Origin of the sequence: Serratia sp. 22264 (genome assembly GCF_052045345.1) — a bacterium.
GTDB classification, from domain to species: Bacteria; Pseudomonadota; Gammaproteobacteria; order Enterobacterales; family Enterobacteriaceae; genus Serratia; species Serratia plymuthica.
In genome coordinates, this window is the sequence record NZ_JBQEOY010000001.1 from 1,799,049 (window position 1) to 1,818,081 (window position 19,033).

Consider the following 19,033-nt stretch of genomic DNA (forward strand, 5'->3'; position numbering starts at 1 on the left):
TATTTTCCTAGATATTATAATTAAAAACCTGCCCATCACGCCCAATTTATGATTTGGGCTGTGATCTTTATCATTTAGTATTTTATGAGCGCCCCTAATCAGGGGCCATGTGACATTAGCATCATGAATCCAAACTTCAAAAGAAAAAGTTCATAAAATACCGTGGGTAAAGCATGTTTATTTGTAACTGAATATTACAACCAAGGTTATCATCAAATCATTGATTCATATTGATATTTGACACATAACTTATAACCAAATTGGTGCATTGCACTAATTTAGGGCAAATTACTTTCTTTTTGCCTACTTTATAAACGATACGTAAATAACATGAAACTTAGCGTGGTTACTAATAACGTTACTTATTTCACATTTTTATCTGAACAAAGTCGCTGCGTTGATTTAGACCATTAACCGAGTTTTAAGCAGATCTTTTACAGGTTCTCATAGTCAATACGATTCAAACCGTCAAAATAGTAATACCGGGGGAAATTAAATTTAAGAAATGGCAACAGTGAATAGCGGATATATAAAGAGAAGGGAATGAACAAATACTACAGAATAATACACCATGCTAACTCCAGGTTGCAGCTGACAACGCTACAACCTGGCGTACACCGCAAATGAAAACCGCCAACATGGCTGACAGATTAATACAGCGTGCTGCGCGGCACCTCAGTCAGCACCATACCGGCACGCAGCCCAAGCGCAACGCCAGGATTGGGGAACAGAATCCACTCGCTGGCATGTTGAACCCGGTACTCCTCACCCGGTTGCTCGCACAATAAAGTGCCCTGCTTAAGCTCGGTAAAATTGGCGGTGTCGTCGCTAAGGTGCAGCCTGAAAGCCTCACTGCGCTTAATCAACGACTGTTCTACGCGGAATAGGCGCAGCGCCTCACCCAGCCGAGAAGGTAAAGGTTCAGCGCTCACCACCCCCTGCAACGCACGGTTAATGGCGGCAAACTGTAGCAGATCGTTGCTGCCGAAGGGTTTCGCCTTGCCCAGCTCCAACGTACAACTTGCGGCGTCGGCGTGCTCGCTGGAAAAATGACTAAAGGTGCCGCCGGGCGCGCTGTGGATCACCAGCGCGTCAAGATCGGCGGCATCCAGCACCCCCAGCATCTCCGCACTGTAAGGCCGCGTCTGGAAGGGCAGAATGCCAAAACGCGGCAGCCGCGATTCACGTATCGCCGTGTGCAGATCATAATGGAAACGCGCGGCCTCCTCCCCGTCGAAAAACGCCGTTATCACCTGCTCCAGTTGCTGCGCCCGCGCGGTTTCACCACTGTGGTTAAACTCGCGATAGCGGCCGCCGAACATGCGGTTCATGTCACTGTGCAGATAACGTTTACCTGCACGTATCGCCGCCGGGTTACCCAGCACCACCAACAGCCGCACCGCCAGCGGCCTTTCACCCGCCAGCAGTGCATTGACCAATTGGTTCAGCAGTTCAATCGGTGCCGTTTCATTACCGTGTATCCCGGCGGAAAGCACCACCGCCTGCCGGTAAGCCTGGTGCGGAGTGATTTCCAACAGGCCTTCCCCCAGCCAGCGCCAGTGCACATTCAGGTTATCACCCTGTTGGTTGGCCGGGGCTTGCCCCGCCAGCGTCAGGGCCAACAAATCAAACATGGCAGCTCCGTCTATTGTTGGAAAGGATAAACCGACCCCAGCCCGAGTATGGACGTCAACGCGTCCAGCGCATCGCGCCCCTCGCGCAGCAACTGCGGGTCGGCCAAATCGTTTTGCGTCAGCCGATCGCGATAATAGCGATCGACCCACTCATTGAGCGTAACGAACAGCGTATCGTTCATCATCGCGCGCGGATTCACCGCCCGCAGTTCCTGTTCATTCAGCGCCACACGCAGTCTCAGGCACGCCGGCCCGCCGCCGTTACGCATGCTCTCACGCAGATCGAATACCTTGATTTCATCGATCGGCCCGCCGCCGGTCACCATCTCGCTCAGATAGCGCCACACACCGCCATGCTGGCGTGACTCTTCCGGCACCACAATCATCATCTTGCCGTCAGGTTTGGTTAAAATCTGGCTGTTGAACAGATAGGTCGATACCGCATCCGCCACCGAGACCTGCGCCGTCGGCACCTCAATCGCCGTCAGTTCGCAGTCCAGCGTCGCCATCTTGCGGCGCACCTCGTCCAGCGCTTGCTGCTGCTGATGAAACGCCTGCTGATGATGGAACAGCACGTTCTGGTTACTGACCGCAATCACGTCGTTATGAAACACGCCCTGGTCGATCACCGCCGGGTTTTGCTGCACAAACACGGTGTGCTGCTCATCCAATTGATGCAGGCGAGCAATCGCCTCGCCGGCCTCACGCGTCTGGCGTGCCGGGTAGCGTGTCGGGGCCGTTTCGCCACCGAACTCCTGGCGCCCATAGACAAACATCTGCACGCTGCGTTTGCCATAGTCGCCGCCCAACCGGTTGTGGTTGGCCGCGCCTTCGTCGCCAAACAACGCCACCTGCGGCAAGGCTTCGTGGTGGGCGAAATGGCGTTCATCGTTGAAAATCGCGCGCAGCACGCCGGAGGTGGTCTCGGCCTCAATCGCACGATGGAATTTATTGTTCAGGTTGGCGGCGGTGAAATGCACCTTGCCATCTTTGCTGTCCGCCGAAGGCGAAACCGTGGCCGCATTGGCGGTCCACATGCAGGAGGCCGAACTGAGCGCCGACAACAAACGTGGCGACTGACGCATCGCCTGCGCCAACACGGCCTCATCGCTGCCGCTGAAACCCAGTTTGCGCAGCATCGGCACATGCGGCCGCTCCTGCGGTGGCAAAACCCCCTGCTGGAAGCCGAGATCGGCCAGCGCTTTCATCTTCAGCAACCCCTGTTTGGCCGCCAGTTTCGGGTTGGACACGCTGTTTTGGTGCTGCGTAGAGGCTTCATTACCAAACGATAATCCGGCGTAATGATGGGTCAGGCCCACCAGGCCATCAAAATTGACTTCATATCCTGCCATGCTGTTCTCCCGGACCGAGCAGGCTCGGCCCTATTCAAAAAACATACCCCGTGAATGTCAAGTTGGCCGATCTAGCGCGTCCATGCGCTCGCGACATTTGTACATTCCTGTACAGCACAGCCGGGTGCCCAGCTAAATAACGGCGCCTGGCTGTGGGGCGTCATACCGAGCGCCGACATTCTTGAGAGCTGGTGCACTCAACGGTCGGTTAACCTGTCATGACCCCCACCGGCCTCAAATTTAGGGTGTATCGATATTAAACGACAGCCCTGGCGACAGACTTGCTGGCAGAGTCAAGCTTTCGCTTTCCAGCGACGCCATTGGCCAAGCGCAGTAATCCGCCGCGTAATAGGCGCTTGGGCGGTGGTTGCCCGAGGCCCCCACTCCGCCGAACGGCGCGGCACTGGAGGCGCCGGTCAAGGGTTTGTTCCAGTTGACGATACCGGCACGCGCTTCCAACAGCAGTTGATCAAAGCGTTCACGCTGCGGCGACACCAGGCCGACAGACAGGCCATAACGCGTCTGGTTGGCGATGCGTAACGCCTCGTCAAAGTCGTTATAGCGAATGACGGTGGTCAGCGGGCCGAAATATTCTTCATCCGGCACGTCCCGTACGCCGGTCACATCGATAATGCCGGGGCTGAGCAGCGCACTGCCACTTTCCAGCCGTTGCATGGTCAGCAAGGCTTTGCCGCCCAAAGACAACAAATGATGCTGCGCCGCCAGCATTTTTTCCGCCGCCGCAGAGGAAATAACCCCGCCCATGAACGGCTGCGGTTCAGCGTCCCAACGGCCGACGCGCAGAGCGCCCGCCACCTGCACCAAACGTTCAATGAAGGCATCGCCCTCGCTGCCGCGTTTCACCAGAATGCGGCGCGAACAGGTGCAACGCTGGCCGGCGGAGATAAACGCCGACTGAATCGCCAGATTGACCGCCGCATCGCGATCGTCAATCTGGTCGACAATCAACGCGTTGTTGCCGCCCATTTCCAACGCCAGCATCTTTTCAGGCTGCCCCGCCAATTGGCGATGCAAGTGATAGCCGGTCCCTGCGCTGCCGGTAAACAGCAGACCGTCGATATCTGCACTGGCAGCCAGCGCTTCGCCGGTTTCGCGCCCGCCCTGCACCAGGTTGATCACCCCGTTTGGCAAGCCGGCCTGCTGCCACAGCTTCAGCGTTTCCTCGGCGGTCAGCGGCGTCAGCTCGCTGGGTTTAAAGACCACCGTATTGCCCGCCAACAGGGCCGGCACAATGTGGCCGTTCGGCAAATGGCCCGGGAAGTTATAGGGCCCGAATACCGCCAGCACGCCATGCGGCCGATGGCGCAGCACCGAAGCGCCGTCCGCCATCGCGGTTTCACTGATGCCGGTCCGCGCCTGGTAAGCCTGCAGGGAAATCGCCACTTTGCCGATCATCGCCTGCACTTCGGTCAACGTTTCCCAGCGCGGTTTGCTGGTTTCACGGCTGATCACCGCCGCCAAATCCTGTTTATGCGTTTCCAGTAGGGCAGCAAAACGCTTTACCAACTGCTCACGCTGTTCAAACGGAGTACGGGCCCAGGCCGGGAACGCGGCGCGAGCAGCCTCGCAAGCGGCGGCGACATCACTGCCATCGGCGGCATTGGCCTGCCACAGCGTCTGGTTGTCGACCGGATCGGTTTTGCCGAATTCAGCGCCCCGGCCCTGTTGCCAGGCGCCGTTAATAAACAGTGCAGGATGTGACATTAGGCTTTCTCCTTTGAAATGAGGGGGATGACCCGCACCAGGCTGCCTTGCTCAACGCCCAGCGCCGCAGCGGTTTCCGCATTGAGATGCAGACGCTCGTCATACAGATCGGCATTGACCAGCAGTGCGCGGTAGGACTGATAATGATCGTTGGCCACCAGAAGAGCCGGCGCATCGGCGCGCATCGGCGTCTCGTCCAACACCACTTTCACCGTGCGGCTCTCTTTGACAGCGCGGATCTGGTCGATTTCCGCTTCCAGCGTCGGCCCGCCGTCGAAGATATCGACATAGCCCTGATAGCGCAGGCCCTCAGACTCCAGCACCCGGCGGGCAGGAACGGTCTGTGGGTGCACTTGGCCAATCACCTTTTGCGCGTCTTCGGCCAGGAAATCGACATACAGCGGGTGTTTCGGCATCAGCTCGGCGATAAACGCCTTCTGTCCGGTACCGCTCAGGTAGTCCGCCTTGGCGAACTCGATGGAAAAGAAATGGTTTCCGACGCTCTCCCAGAACGGCGAACGGCCCTCTTCATCGGAGAAACCGCGCATTTCGGCAATCAGCCGCGCGGAAAAACGCTCACGGAAAGCGGCGATAAACAGGAAACGCACCTTCGACAACAGTTTGCCGTTTTCGCCGTGACGGTAGTCCGGATCGAGGAACAGCGTACACAGCTCGGAATGGCCGGTGTGATCGTTGCTGAGAAACAGCGTCGGCACCGATTTATAGACGTTCAACTGTTTGGACGCGTGCACCTGGGTACCGACGCGAAAGCTGTACCAGGGTTCAGTCAGCCCAACGGCCACTTCAATCGCGCAAACCCCTACCGCCTGCCGGCGCTCGCTGTCCTCCAGCACAAACAGATAGCACTGCTCGCCACGCGGAAGTTCGCCTTGCCAGGTTTTTAACGCCCGCTCAATGCGCGCCGACAACGTATCTTCATCTTGCGGCAGGGAAGTGAGACCGATGCCGGATTTACCGGCCAGCGTCAGTAAATCAGCCAAATCGCGACGCTCTATAGGGCGAATAATCATCATAATGCGAACCTCGTCAGAATCAGGCTGCGCCGGTTAAGGCGCAGCCTGTGTATTAGCTGCAAATCCGCGCCACAGCACGCGCGAATCGCGCCAGCCCCTCTTTCACATCCTGCTCTGGAATGATCAGTGAAGGGGTGAAGCGCACCACATCCGGGCCGGCGATCAGTGCAATCACGCCCTCTTCGTTGGCCAACTGGGTGATCTGTTTTGCCTTGCCGGCATAATCCTTATTCAACTGGCAGCCAATCAGCAGACCGCCACCGCGAATTTCAGAGAAAATCGGGTATTGCCGGTTAATTTCGTTCAAGCCGTCGATAAACCACTGGTGGCGCTGCTTCACGCCTTCCAGCACCTCTGGCGTGTTGATGATGGAGAACACCGCGCCCGCCACCGCCGTCGCCAGCGGGTTGCCGCCGTAGGTGGTGCCGTGGGTACCTACGCTCAGGGTTTTGGCCAATGCGTCGGTGGTCAGCATGGCGCCAATCGGGAAGCCACCGCCCAGCGCTTTAGCGGTGGTCAGCACGTCCGGCACGACACCGTATTGCATGTAAGCATACAGATGGCCGGTGCGGCCCACGCCGGTTTGCACTTCATCGAAAATCAGCAACGCATCGTGGCGATCGCACAGCTCACGCAAGCCCTGCAGGAAAGCGGCATCGGCCGGCAGCACGCCACCTTCGCCCTGAATCGGCTCCACAATCACCGCACAGGTCTGGTCGTTGATCAGCTCAGCCGCGGCAGCCAGATCGTTAAACGCCGTGTGGCTGATACCGCCCGGCAGCGGCGCAAAATCTTTTGAATACTTCGGCTGGCCGCCGGCAGACACGGTGAACAGCGTCCTGCCGTGGAAAGCGTTATTGAACGCCACAATCTGGTTCTTGCCGGCGTTGCCGTTGTCCAGCGCACGTTTACGCGCCAGCTTCAACGCCGCTTCGTTGGCTTCCGCCCCGGAGTTGCAGAAAAACACCTTCTCGGCAAAGGTGGCGTCAATCAGCTGTTTCGCCAACAGCAGCACCGGTTCGTTGGTATAGCCGTTGCCCAGATGCCACAGTTTCCCCGCCTGCTCCACCAGCGCCGCCTTCACCGCCGGATGCGCGTGCCCCAACGCATTAACCGCGATGCCGCCGGCAAAATCGATGTAAGACTTACCCTGCTGGTCCCAGACCTGTGACCCCTCTCCCCGCACCAGAATAAAATCAGCGGGGGCATAAACCGGGACCATCCAGTCGTCGAAAGACTGGCGGGTAACTGCGATTGGCTGTTCCATAATGACCTCATAACCTCAGCAAAGGCTGAATTTTGACTGTAAGGGCCGTTCCTGCCCGGATATTCCGCAACAAAACAAAAAAACCGCGCCGTTGATTCCGCTTTTCACCCGGTGATAACTCTGCCATCTACCGGCTATTCAGAAACAAATCTGTTACATAAAATCGGTTTTCCACTATTTCTGCCGCGTATCCGGTCTCTGAACGGGGAATAAATGTTAACGAGCAGTTAAAATACATGCCGTTTGATAAAGAGTGTAGAGCAGCTATCGTGCCAAAACGGGATTTTTGGCGAATATCGCGTTTTTTTTCGTTAAAACAACGGCTTACAATGCATACTTATTCAATAATTATGCATTGGTAATGAATAATTGAAAAAATAAGGCTAAAAATCATCATTGGCCGCGAAATCCTATTCAATTGCAAAAAACTTCAATATTTCTGATCGCGCTCGCAAAAATAATTTGGCCCGATTTGCGCCCGATCACACTTTCGCCCCATTTAAGTGCAGCGAATGCACCAGCGACGAGCAATCCCGCGTCAGTTAAGGCTCTGCCGGGCCATGCTCCTGTCCGCCGGCGGTTCATCCACTCGCCAGATCACCTATTTGTTAAGCAGCAACTACACTGTGATTTCGACCACCCCGCACTTGAGGAGCCATGATGTCTAAAAAAACTGTTGATCCCACCCAACCGGCAGCGCAAAAGGATATTCGCGTATTCCTGGATGCGTTAAATGCCGGCGGCGGCAAACCGATGGAACAGATGAAACCGAAAGAGGCGCGTAAAGTGCTGGAGGGGGCGCAAAGCAGCGTTGAGGTGCCGCTGTACGAAGTCGAAATCAGCGAGAAGACCATCCACGTTGAGGGGCAGGATATCCTGCTGCATCTGGTGCGGCCGGCCAGAGTAAAAGAAGCGCTGCCGGCATTCATGTTCTTCCACGGCGGCGGCTGGGTGCTGGGCGACTTCCCGACTCATGAACGGCTGGTGCGCGATTTGGTGCACAGTTCCGGTGCCGTGGCGGTGTTCGTCAATTACACCCCTTCACCGGAAGCGCATTATCCCACCGCCATCAACCAGGCCTATGCCGCCACTGAATGGGTGGCCGAATACGGCGAAAAAATCAACGTCGACGGTTCGAGGCTGGCGGTAGTCGGCAACAGCGTAGGCGGCAATATGGCGGCGGTGGTCAGCCTGATGGCCAAGGAAAAGGGCACGCCGGCGTTGCGCAGCCAGATTCTGCTGTGGCCCGTGACCCATGCCAGCTTTGATACCGACTCCTATCACCAGTACGCCGAAGGCCACTTCCTGACGCGCAACATGATGAAATGGTTCTGGGACAACTACACCACCGACAAGGCACAACGCAAAGAGATTTACGCTTCACCGCTCAATGCTACGCTGGAACAGCTGAAAGGCTTACCGCCGGCGCTGGTGCAGACTGCGGAGCTGGACGTGTTGCGCGACGAAGGCGAAGCCTATGCTCGCCTGCTTAACGCCGCCGGCGTAGAAGTCACCTCCACTCGTTATAATGGGCTGATCCACGATTATGGCTTGCTGAACCCGATAGCCCACGTCCCGGCGGTGCACTCGGCCATCCACCAGGCCGGGCGCGCGCTGAAACACTATCTGGCCTAATCGGCATAATGGCAGGCCACACGGTGCCCTGCCGCCAGGGTACGTAACGCGGGGGCCTGTTGCCGACACTGAGCGGTAGCCTGCGGGCAACGGGGATGAAAACGGCAACCGTGCGGCGGTTGAGCCGGGTTGGGCAACTCCCCCCTGGCCATCGCCTGCGGCTGCCGCAGTGGATCCAGGCTGGGCACCGCCGCCAGTAACGCCTGGGTGTAAGGATGCCGCGGTTGGCGAAACAGGCTGTCGCGATCGGCGCTCTCGACAATCTGGCCGAGATACATCACCGCCACATCCTGACACAGGTGTTCCACCACCCCAAGATCGTGCGAAATAAACAGGAAGGTTACGCCCTGCTGCTCCTGGAGATCGGAAAACAGGTTGATGATCTGCGCCTGAATCGAGACGTCGAGCGCCGAAATCGGCTCATCGGCGACGATAAACTCGGGCTGCAAGATCACCGCACGCGCAATGCCGATGCGTTGCCGCTGGCCGCCGGAGAACTCATGCGGAAAACGGCCGTAGTGCTGCGCCGACAGCCCGCAGATCTCCATAGTGTCGATCACCCGGTCGCGCAATTCACTTTTAGTCGCCAGACCGTGTTGCAGCAGGGCTTCGCCAATCGCATCGCCAACGCGCATTCTCGGATTCAGCGAGCTGTAGGGGTCCTGAAACACCAGTTGCATCTTCGGGCGCAGGGCGCGCAGTTGGCGTGGGCTGAGCGCATCCAGCGCCTGCCCGTTAAACGACACTTCACCGGCGGTTTTATCATGCAGCCCCAGCAACGTGCGGCCAACGGTGGTTTTACCGCTGCCGGATTCGCCCACCAAACCGAAAATGGTGCCCTTGCGAATGGCGAAACTGACGTCATCCACCGCCCGCAATTGCCCGGTCGTTTGGCCGAACAGGCCATCGCGCAGCGGGAAATACTTCTTCAGCCCCTTCACTTCAACCAGTAATTCAGCCGACATGAATACGCCCTCCCGCGTTCAGAAAGCAAGCGGACTGACGTTGCGCATGGCCATACAGCGGCGGAATGCCGTCACGACAGCGTGCGCTCACCTGCGAGCAACGATCGGCAAAAGCGCAATGGTCGGGCAAACGGGCCAGATCGGGCACCTGACCGGGGATCGAATACAGTCGGCGCCGCCGCTGTCCGGCCACCGGCCGCGAAGCCATCAGCCCCTGGGTGTACGGATGCTGCGGGTTAGCCAACACCTCTCGGGTGGCCCCCTGCTCGACAATGCGCCCGGCGTACATCACCACCAGCCGGTCGGCCATCTGAGCGATGACCCCAAGGTCGTGGGTGATCAGCATCATCGCCATATTGTGCCTTTGCGCCTGTTCACGCAGCAACGCCAGGATTTGCGCCTGCACGGTGACGTCGAGCGCCGTGGTCGGCTCGTCGGCAATCAGCAACGCCGGGCGGCAACTGATGGCCATGGCGATCATGATGCGTTGCAGCATGCCGCCGGAAAGCTGGTGCGGGTAGCTGGCCATCAGTTGCTCTGCACGCGCCAATCCCACCTCCGTAATCAACGCCGTCGCCTCCCGCCAGGCGGCCTTCGGCGCCGCCCCTCGGTGGCGGATAAGCGGCTCCACCAGTTGCTCACCAATGGTCAGCACCGGGTTCAGCGCGCTCATCGGTTCCTGGAAGATCATCGCCAAGCGGTTACCGCGCAAATCGGCCATCTGCTGCGGACGCAGTTTCAGCAAATCCTGGCCGTCAAAATAAATCTCGCCGCCGTCGATCTGCGCCAATGGCTGCGGCAACAACCCCATCATCGCCAGGGCGGTGACGCTTTTGCCACAGCCGGACTCGCCAACCACACCCAGCGTCTGCCCGGCGTGCAGTTCGAAACTCACCTGCTGCACCGCCCGCACCCGGCCTTGCTCGCCGTTGAAGGCCACCGACAGTTGATTAAAAGCTACCAGCGGTTGGCTCATCGTCTTACCCCGTTCATTTTCGGATCGAGCGCGTCCCGCAGGCCGTCGCCCAGAATGTTAATCGCCACTACGGTGATAAAAATCGCCAGACCCGGCGGCATCCACAGCCAGGGGCGACGCTGAAAATCGATCAGGCTGTTGGCGGCATCCATCATGTTGCCCCACGACGGCGTCGGCGGTACCACACCCAGCCCCAAATAGCTGAGCGCCGATTCGCTGAGAATGGCGTTGGCCACCCCCATGGTCGCCACCACCACCAGGATCGGGATGGTATTCGGCAGCAGGTGGCCGAAAATACGTCGCCGCGTGGACAACCCCAGCACTTCGGTCGCCAGCATGAAATCACGCTCGCGCAGCGACAGGATTTGGCCGCGCACCAGCCGCGCCAGCGAAGGCCAGCCCAACAGGCTGAGCATGATCATCACCATGTAGATACGGTAATCCGGCGAGACGTCCAGCTCGGACAACATCGCTCCCATAATGATCAGCAGCGGCAGGCTGGGGATGGTCATCAACAGATCGGCAAAACGCATGATCAGCTTATCCACGATGCCGCCCAAATAGCCGGATAACGCCCCCAACAGGTAGCCGAGCGTCACCGACAGCAGCATCGACACCAGGCCGATGGTCAGCGAGATGCGCCCCGCCAACAGCAGCCGGGTGTAAATATCGCGGCCGAGAAAATCCGTACCCAACCAGTGCGCGGCATTGGGGGCCTGGTTAATGTTCAGCGCGTCGCCGGCGTCGTCCTGCCACGGCGACAGCATCGGCCCCAAAATGCACAGCACGGCCAGGATCAGCAGCAACAACAGCGAGGCCATCGCCAGCCGGTGGCGCCGCAGCCGTTGCCAGGCCTGTGCAGCCGGCGGTGGCGACAACTGCGCCAGCGCCGGAAGTTGCGCCTGCCGCCAGCGACGACGGCGACCAAAAAACAGCGTTGCCAACATGTTTACCTCAAACGAATTCGTGGGTCGGCATAGGCGTACAGAATGTCCGCCAGCAGGTTGCCCAAAATGGTCAGCACCGCCAGAAACAGCGTAAAGCCCATCAGTACCGGATAGTCGCGCGCGGCCAGCGAGTCGATGTGAATATGCCCCGCCCCCGGCCAGTTGAAGATCTTTTCGGTGATCAGCGCGCCGGAAAACAGCGCCGGCAGCTCAAACCCCAACAGCGTGATGATCGGCAACAGCGCATTGCGCAGCGCATGTTTGACGATCACCGTTTTTTCTTTAAGTCCCTTGGCGCGCGCGGTGCGGATATAGTCCATGCGGATAACGTCCAGCATGCTGGCGCGGAAATAGCGCGTCAGGGTGCCGGCCTGCAACATCACCAGCGCAAGTACCGGCAATAGCAGGTGCGCCGCCACTTCCAATACCCACGCCAGCCCGGTCGCTTCACTGCCGGTGCGCAGCATGCCGCCCGCCGGCAACCAATGCAGGTCGACGGCGAACCATTTAATCAACAGCAGGCACAGGAAAAACGTCGGGAACGACATGGCGCCGAACACCGCCACCGTGACCAAATGATCGAACAGCGAATAGGGTTTCATCGCCGAAACCACCCCCACCGCCAGCGCGATGCCCCAGTACAGCACCAGCGCCACCGAAGCCAGCAGGAACGAGTTCCAGATGTACTGGTTCAACAGCGTGCTGACCGGGATTTGGTATTGCAGCGAAAAGCCGAGATTGCCTTGCAGCAACTGGCCGAGCCAGTGCCAATAGCGGATGAGCATCGGCTGGTCCAGCCCATACAACGCCCGCAGTTCGGCGGCGCGCTGCGGTGTCAGGTTGATGTTGCCGTCAATAAAGTCGCCGGGGGTCAGCGCGAAGATAAAGAAAATCAGCAGTGACACCAGCAGCATCATCGGAATGGTTTGCAGCAGGCGGCGCAGGATAAAATTTCTCATGGTGTTTTTCCTCGCCGCCGCGCACGATGGCGCGACGGCGTCTTGCCGTTACTGAACCAGTTTTACGTCCGGCAGGCTGCCGGTCAGGCCGTTGTAGACGTCCGGTTTAAAGCCGGTTACACGGGCGCTGCTGGCGCTGAGGATTTTGCGGTTGCCCAGCAGGATTACCGGCGGATCTTCGGCCAAGACCTGATACAACTGGTGATACAACGGTTTGCGCTGCTCGATATCCAACGTAGCGTTGGCCTGGCCGATCAGCTTGTCCACCTGCGGGTTGTTGTAGCCGGTTTCACTCACCTGGCTGATGTAATCGCGCACCCCATCATGCGGATCGTTCAGGCTGCTGGTACTGAGCGATGCCAGGTCATAATTGCCCGCCTTGCGTTGCGCCAGTAAGGCGTTGAAATCCAGCACCTGCGGCTTCAGCAGCACGCCAATCTGCCGGTAGTTGTCTTTGGCGATCGGCACCAGTGCGTCATTCAGCAGCTTTTTGGTCACCAGCAGCGTCAGCTCCAGCTTTTTGCCGTCTTTTTGGCGAATGCCGTCCGCGCCCGGTTTCCAGCCGGCCTGATCCAGCAGTTGCTTCGCTTTGTTGACGTCGTAGGCGTACGGATTAATACCCTGTGGATCGTAAGCCCAGGAAACGGGAGAGATCGGCTGATTAGCCACGGTGCCGTACCCCTGATACACCACGGTAATCAGCTTTTGGCGGTCCAGCCCGTAGATTAAGGCCTGCCGCACGCGCGCATCCTGCAACGCCGGCCGCTTAAAGTTGAAATCGATACGGCTGTAGTCGCTGGAGCTGTACAGATTGATGTTGGCAAAGCCGAGCAGCTTCAACTGCTCAATGTCATCCGGCTTGGCGGTGAAGGCGTCGTAATCGGTTTCGCCGGTCTGGAACAGTTGGAAGTTGGTGGCCGGGTTGGTCACGCGGTAAATAAAGCGCGCCACCGGCGGCGAGCCGAGGTAGAAATTCGGGTTGGCGTGGAAACGGATCTCCTGCCCCGGCACGTATTTATCGTAAATATAAGGCCCGTTGCCCAACGGCTTACCGTTCAGCGCACGCACGCTCTCCAGCTTGCCGCGCTGGTAATCCTTGCCGTAATAGGCTTTCGACAGCACCGGCCCGCCGATCAGTTGCAAGGTCGTCGCCCCAGGCTGGGTGGTGGTGATTTGAATAGTGCGATCGTCGACGACCTTCAGCCCGCTGATGCTGGGCGCAGTGCCGTTTTTATACTCCGCCCCGCCCTGGATATGCGCCGGAGCAATGTCGGTGTCGCCGTCATAAGCCGGGTCATGCAGCAACGTAAGGGTAAAGGCGATATCTTCAGCTTTTATCGGCGATCCGTCACTGTAGACCAGGTTGGGACGCAGCTTGAGGGTATACACCCGGTTGTCCGGGCTGATCTGCCAGGATTCTGCCAGCCGCGCCACCGGTTTGCCCTGGCTGTCCAGGCCAATCAAGCGGGTGAAAATCACGTCGGTAACGTTCTCGTCCCAGCCGTTGGTAAACAGATAAGGGTTAAAATTGCCCTGCGGCTCGAGAATACCGGCCACCACGGTGTCTTTACGCAACTTGGCGGCCGCCGGCACCTGGCTGGCGTCGCTGGCCGGGGTAATGCCTTCCGTCAGGAGTTCCGCCTGAGCGCTGAAGGCCAGGCCCACGGCACAGGCTATCGCCAATGGCGCCAGCCGTTTTTGCAACAGTTTGTTTATCTTGTTTTTTATTCTGCTCACCCACTGCCCCTTGTCTGCCCGTTGATTAAATGTGACAAAATTTATCGCAGAGTAATGGGCGGCCGGAGGGCTGTCTAACAACGAAACCGGCATTCCATTGCCGGATAAAGCATTATGAATTTTTCTATTGCGATGCTTACCCGCACGGTGCCACTCAGCCTGCCGGTACAAGCTGCCGGATAAGTTTGGCTAAGGTTTTAATCGCCGCCTCATGCTTGTCGCTCCAGTCAAAAGAGGCGTTCAGGCGGAAGCAGTGGTTGAAATGATTGCCAGTGGTGAACATTCTGCCCGGCGCGATGCTCACCCCCAGCGCCAGCGCACGCTGGTACAGCTCCATCGACGACAGCGCAGGATCCAGCTCCAGCCAAAGGAAGTAACCGCCGTCGGGCTGGCTGACCTTCACGGTGGGCGGAAAATGGTGGGCAATCGCCTGGCGCATCATGCTCTGGCGCTGGGCCAGCAGCCGCCGCAAACGCCGCAGGTGAGTATCGTAGCCACCGTGCAGCAGGTAGTCGGCAATCGCCATCTGGGTCGGCACGCTGGTCGATACGGTGCTCATCAGTTGCAGCCGCTGGATCTGCTGCGCGTAACGCCCCGCCGCCACCCAGCCGACGCGAAACCCCGGCGCCAGGCATTTGGAAAACGACGAGCAGTGCAGGATCTGGCCGCCGTTGTCCAGCGCCTTGGCCGGCAGCGGCCGTTCTGCACTGAAGTACAGCTCACCGTAAACATCGTCCTCAATCAACGAAATCTGCCGTTCACGCAGCAAGGACACCAGCCGCTGCTTGTTCTCCTCCGGCATGGTGGCGCCCAGCGGGTTCTGGAAGTGGGTCATCAGCCAGCAGGCCTTGATCGGATACTGTTCCAGCGCCTGCTCCAGCGCATCCAGATCGATACCGTCCTGCGGATGGGTGGCGATCGCCACCGCCTTCAGCCGCAGCCGTTCGAGCGCCTGCAACGCGCCGTAAAAGGCCGGCGATTCAATCGCCACGTAATCGCCCGGCTGGGTCACCGCCTGCAGGCTGAGGCTCAGTGACTCCATTGCCCCGGCGGTAATCACTATCTCGTCGGGTGCCACCTGCATGCCGCTCAGCGCATAACGCTGGGCGATGTTACGCCGTAGCGCGTCGTTGCCGGGCGGCAGGTTGGCCAGCGAGCTGTGCGGCGTAAACTTGCGCGCCACGCTGCTCAGCGCCCGCGCCAGCTTCGGCTGGGCAAACAGCGTAGCGTCGGGAAACGCCGAGCCGAAAGGGACGATTTCCGGATCCTTGCACGCCTGCAACACATCGAAAACAAAGGTGTTGATGTCCACCTGCTCGCTCAACAACATCTTCTCGCCACGCACCGGCTGCGGCAGCGGTTGCGGGCGCGCCGCCACGTAGTAGCCGGACTGCGGCCGGGCGACGATCCAGCCCTGGCTCTCCAGCAACTGGTACGACTGCACCACCGTCATCAGGCTGAGACCGGCCCGCTTGCCGCTCTCTCGCAGTGACGGCAGCTTGTCTCCCGCCCGCCACACCCGGTTCTGAATTTGTTCGCGAATCTGTTGCGCAAGCTGTTCGTATCTGGTCATAAGCCCTAACTGTTATATAAAAAAGTGAAATAACTGTCACTATTATAGTTACTGTACTCCGTGCTTAACTTGACGCCAAGCTTTCCACAAAAAAATTACAGCTATACTGAAGAGGTTACTTTATGTCCAACCCAAGGAGGCGCCATGCTGGGTCTTGATGCACTGGAACTTGCCAGAATACAGTTCGCCTTCACCGTGTCTTTCCATATCATTTTTCCTGCGATTACCATCGGCCTGGCCAGTTATCTGGCCGTGCTGGAAGGAATGTGGCTGAAAACACGCAATGAAGCCTATCGCGACCTGTACCATTTCTGGTCCAAAATTTTCGCCGTCAACTTCGGCATGGGCGTGGTTTCCGGTCTGGTGATGGCCTACCAGTTCGGCACCAACTGGAGTTTCTTCTCCGAGTTCGCCGGCAGCATAACCGGCCCGCTGCTGACCTACGAAGTGCTGACCGCCTTCTTCCTCGAGGCCGGTTTCCTGGGGGTAATGTTGTTCGGCTGGAACCGCGTCGGCCCTGGCCTGCACTTCTTCGCTACCTGCATGGTGGCCCTCGGCACGCTGATTTCCACCTTCTGGATCCTGGCGTCCAACAGCTGGATGCAAACCCCGCAGGGGCACGAAATCATCAACGGCCAGGTGGTGCCGGTCGACTGGCTGAAGGTGATCTTCAATCCGTCATTCCCGTACCGTTTGCTGCACATGTCGACCGCCGCTTTCCTGTCCTCTGCCTTCTTCGTCGGCGCTTCCGCCGCCTGGCACCTGCTGCGCGGGCGCGACACGCCGGCAATGCGCAAAATGCTGTCGATGGCGATGTGGATGGCGCTGATCGTCGCACCGGTGCAGGCAATAATCGGTGACGCCCACGGCCTGAATACGCTGAAACATCAGCCGGCGAAGATAGCCGCCATCGAAGGCCACTGGGAAAACCCTCCGGGCGAGGCCACACCGCTGATCCTGTTCGGTTGGCCGGATATGCAGCGCGAAGAAACGCGTTTCAAGTTGGAAGTGCCCTATCTCGGTAGCCTGATCCTGACCCACAGCCTGACCGAACAGGTGCCGGCACTGAAATCCTTCCCGCCGGAGGACCGCCCGAACTCCACCGTGGTGTTCTGGTCGTTCCGCATCATGGTGGCGCTCGGGATGCTGATGATCCTCGCCGGGGTATGGAGCCTGTGGCTGCGCTGGCGCGGCGGGCTGTATCAGTCACGGCCATTCCTCTATTTCATCCTGTGGATGGGGCCTTCCGGGCTGCTGGCACTGCTGGCAGGTTGGTTCACCACCGAAATCGGCCGGCAGCCGTGGGTGGTGTATGGTCTGTTGCGCACCAAGGACGCCGTTTCTGCGCACGGCGACCTGCACATGAGCATCAGCCTGCTGGCGTTTATCGTCGTTTACTGTTCGGTGTTCGGCGTGGGGTATTCCTACATGATGCGCTTGATCCGTAAAGGACCGCAGCAGCATGAGCATAAAGAAGATGACACCGAAGGCCGGCCGGCGCGTCCGCTGTCTGCGGTGAAAGAAACTCTGGATGACAGGAGCTGAGCATGGGCATCGATCTTCCGCTGATTTGGTTTGTGATCATCGTGTTCAGCACCATGATGTACGTGGTAATGGACGGCTTTGATTTGGGTATCGGCATCCTGTTCCCGTGGGTTAAGGACAGCGGTGACCGCGATGTGATGATGAATACCGTCGCCCCGGTCTGGGACGGCAACGAAACCTGGCTGGTGTTGGGCGGCGCGGCGCTGTTCGGTGCCTTCCCGCTGGCTTACGCGGTGATCCTCGACGCGCTGGCGATCCCCCTGACGCTGATGCTGTTCGGGCTGATCTTCCGCGGCGTGGCCTTTGAGTTCCGCTTCAAAGCCAAAGAAGAAAAGCGCCATATCTGGGACAAGGCGTTTATTTGGGGTTCGATCTTCGCCACCTTCAGCCAGGGGGTCGTGGTGGGTGCCATCATCAACGGTTTCCCGGTCAGCGGCCGCAGCTATGCAGGGGGTGCGCTCGACTGGCTGACGCCTTTCGCGCTGTTCTGCGGGCTGGGGTTGGTGGTGACCTATGCCCTGCTCGGCTGCACCTGGCTGGTGATGAAAACCGCCGGTGACCTGCAAGCGCGCATGTACCGGCTGGCGACGCCGCTGCTGGCAACCCTGCTGCTGGTGCTGGCGGTGGTCAGTATCTGGACGCCGATTGCCCACCCGGAAATCGCCGGCCGCTGGTTTACCTTGCCAAACCTGTTCGTGCTGCTGCCGGTGCCGGTACTGGTGCTGCTCAGCGCCTGGGGCATCCAGCGCGGGGTAACACGCGGCGCGCACTATTCGCCGTTTATGCTGACCCTGTTGCTGGTATTCCTCGGCCTGAGCGGATTGGGCATCAGCATCTGGCCGCTGTTGATCCCGCCGTCCATCACACTGTGGGATGCCGCTGCCCCGCCGCAAAGCCTTGGCTTTATGCTGGTTGGCGCGCTGTTTATCATCCCGATTATTTTGGTTTACACCTTCTGGAGCTACTACGTGTTCCGGGGCAAGGTCAGCCATGAACATGGCTATCACTGATGAGGGAGGAGAGCATGAACGATAAAACCGCAACCGCATCCACCCCTTGGTGGAAACGCGTCGGCTGGCTGGTGATCATCTGGAGCGCCAGCGTGCTGGGGTTATTCCTGGTCGCTTCAATATTCCGCCTGCTGATGACGGCGGCGGGCATGAAGTCGCACTGACCGATAGGGTTTATCGAGTCGCGCTGTCAGGAAAGTAAAAGGAAATCACCAGCGCGACCAAAGGCAAGGCGCCGATCTTCAACAACTCGAACACTTGCCTGATAGGCTCGCTTTGATCCCAATAAGCGTGGGCAATAAAAACGCCCACGCTTATCACAAAAATCCCGCACAACACCTGTGCGCGCCAACCGCAGGCGCTCCATTTCGTCAAACACCAACACCTGTTCCAGGTAAACTCTGCCGGCCTCATCTCGCAGATTTGTGTCTTCGACGCTCATGGGAAGATCCCCACGACTTGCCCCACGGCCTCCAACTGTTCGCCCTTCTCTCGCACGATGCCAAGGGACGTCCCATCCTGTTTCATCCAGTGCTTATCGGCAATGGCGATCAGCGCAAAAGCCATCTTGATCACCTCGGTTTTCTCCATCCCATGACGGCGGGCTATATCGTTTAGATCATCATCAATCTTATTTGATAAACGAATCGGCAAACTACGCATGCGCCACCTCC

Annotated in this window: 16 protein-coding genes and 1 pseudogene; 4 read left to right on the forward strand and 13 right to left on the reverse strand. The window is 58.6% G+C overall.

Annotated elements, in window-relative coordinates; translation table 11 throughout:
• Nucleotides 1-650: 650 nt before the first annotated feature.
• From astE to ACTJJ1_RS08405, 5 genes are all read right to left on the reverse strand, one after another.
• The gene (gene astE, locus ACTJJ1_RS08385; protein WP_004945711.1) at nt 651-1,634 is read right to left on the reverse strand and encodes a succinylglutamate desuccinylase; all 984 of its coding nucleotides are present in this window, start codon (nt 1,632-1,634) and stop codon (nt 651-653) included.
• A gap of 11 nt (nt 1,635-1,645) precedes the next feature.
• Nucleotides 1,646-2,986 (reverse strand): N-succinylarginine dihydrolase, encoded by a 1,341-nt coding sequence (gene astB, locus ACTJJ1_RS08390; protein ID WP_004945713.1) that lies wholly within the window; start codon nt 2,984-2,986, stop codon nt 1,646-1,648.
• A gap of 240 nt (nt 2,987-3,226) precedes the next feature.
• Nucleotides 3,227-4,711 (reverse strand): succinylglutamate-semialdehyde dehydrogenase, encoded by a 1,485-nt coding sequence (gene astD, locus ACTJJ1_RS08395; RefSeq protein ID WP_440833098.1) that lies wholly within the window; start codon nt 4,709-4,711, stop codon nt 3,227-3,229.
• Complete coding sequence (astA, locus tag ACTJJ1_RS08400; protein WP_004945720.1) at nt 4,711-5,745, reverse strand: arginine N-succinyltransferase; 1,035 nt, start codon at nt 5,743-5,745, stop codon at nt 4,711-4,713. Before astA ends, astD begins: the two co-directional genes overlap by 1 nt.
• 52 nt (nt 5,746-5,797) lie before the next feature.
• Nucleotides 5,798-7,012: an aspartate aminotransferase family protein gene (locus tag ACTJJ1_RS08405; protein WP_004945723.1), complete on the reverse strand. Its 1,215-nt coding sequence runs from the start codon at nt 7,010-7,012 to the stop codon at nt 5,798-5,800.
• A 660-nt stretch (nt 7,013-7,672) separates the two neighbouring features.
• Between ACTJJ1_RS08405 and ACTJJ1_RS08410 the strand changes: the two genes are divergently transcribed.
• The gene (locus ACTJJ1_RS08410) at nt 7,673-8,647 is read left to right on the forward strand and encodes an alpha/beta hydrolase (protein WP_122289244.1); all 975 of its coding nucleotides are present in this window, start codon (nt 7,673-7,675) and stop codon (nt 8,645-8,647) included.
• Here ACTJJ1_RS08410 and ACTJJ1_RS08415 read toward each other — a convergent pair.
• The 6 genes from ACTJJ1_RS08415 to ACTJJ1_RS08440 all read right to left on the reverse strand — a co-directional run bounded on the left by ACTJJ1_RS08415 (nt 8,644) and on the right by ACTJJ1_RS08440 (nt 15,804).
• Entirely contained in the window at nt 8,644-9,612 is a 969-nt protein-coding gene (locus tag ACTJJ1_RS08415; RefSeq protein ID WP_004945728.1) for an ABC transporter ATP-binding protein, read from the reverse strand. The genes ACTJJ1_RS08410 and ACTJJ1_RS08415 overlap by 4 nt on opposite strands.
• Nucleotides 9,602-10,588 carry an ABC transporter ATP-binding protein gene (locus ACTJJ1_RS08420; RefSeq protein WP_004945729.1) on the reverse strand — a complete coding sequence of 329 codons (987 nt, stop codon included), beginning with the start codon at nt 10,586-10,588 and terminating at the stop codon, nt 9,602-9,604. The genes ACTJJ1_RS08415 and ACTJJ1_RS08420 overlap by 11 nt, the downstream gene beginning before the upstream one ends.
• Nucleotides 10,585-11,535, reverse strand: coding sequence for an oligopeptide ABC transporter permease (gene opp4C, locus ACTJJ1_RS08425; RefSeq protein ID WP_006325976.1), 951 nt, complete (start codon nt 11,533-11,535; stop codon nt 10,585-10,587). Before opp4C ends, ACTJJ1_RS08420 begins: the two co-directional genes overlap by 4 nt.
• A gap of 2 nt (nt 11,536-11,537) precedes the next feature.
• Nucleotides 11,538-12,494: an ABC transporter permease gene (locus tag ACTJJ1_RS08430; RefSeq protein WP_440833102.1), complete on the reverse strand. Its 957-nt coding sequence runs from the start codon at nt 12,492-12,494 to the stop codon at nt 11,538-11,540.
• 48 nt (nt 12,495-12,542) lie between these two features.
• Nucleotides 12,543-14,231 (reverse strand): ABC transporter substrate-binding protein, encoded by a 1,689-nt coding sequence (locus ACTJJ1_RS08435; protein ID WP_421412764.1) that lies wholly within the window; start codon nt 14,229-14,231, stop codon nt 12,543-12,545.
• Between the two features lie 154 nt (nt 14,232-14,385).
• Nucleotides 14,386-15,804, reverse strand: coding sequence for an aminotransferase-like domain-containing protein (locus tag ACTJJ1_RS08440; RefSeq protein WP_006325985.1), 1,419 nt, complete (start codon nt 15,802-15,804; stop codon nt 14,386-14,388).
• 144 nt (nt 15,805-15,948) lie between these two features.
• On the opposite strand from ACTJJ1_RS08440, the gene ACTJJ1_RS08445 reads away from it, so the two are divergent.
• The 3 genes from ACTJJ1_RS08445 to ACTJJ1_RS08455 are packed head-to-tail and all read left to right on the forward strand — an operon-like array spanning nt 15,949 to nt 18,523.
• Nucleotides 15,949-17,349, forward strand: coding sequence for a cytochrome ubiquinol oxidase subunit I (locus ACTJJ1_RS08445; RefSeq protein ID WP_440833105.1), 1,401 nt, complete (start codon nt 15,949-15,951; stop codon nt 17,347-17,349).
• 2 nt (nt 17,350-17,351) lie between these two features.
• The gene (gene cydB, locus ACTJJ1_RS08450) at nt 17,352-18,359 is read left to right on the forward strand and encodes a cytochrome d ubiquinol oxidase subunit II (RefSeq protein WP_004945747.1); all 1,008 of its coding nucleotides are present in this window, start codon (nt 17,352-17,354) and stop codon (nt 18,357-18,359) included.
• 14 nt (nt 18,360-18,373) lie between these two features.
• Complete coding sequence (locus ACTJJ1_RS08455; protein ID WP_071824724.1) at nt 18,374-18,523, forward strand: DUF2474 domain-containing protein; 150 nt, start codon at nt 18,374-18,376, stop codon at nt 18,521-18,523.
• Between the two features lie 10 nt (nt 18,524-18,533).
• Here the strand turns inward: ACTJJ1_RS08455 and ACTJJ1_RS08460 are convergent.
• A pseudogene (locus ACTJJ1_RS08460) lies at nt 18,534-18,801 on the reverse strand (hypothetical protein).
• Nucleotides 18,798-19,022, reverse strand: a complete 225-nt coding sequence (locus ACTJJ1_RS08465; RefSeq protein WP_004945754.1) for a hypothetical protein — start codon at nt 19,020-19,022, stop codon at nt 18,798-18,800. Before ACTJJ1_RS08465 ends, ACTJJ1_RS08460 begins: the two are co-directional and overlap by 4 nt.
• Nucleotides 19,023-19,033: the final 11 nt, after the last annotated feature.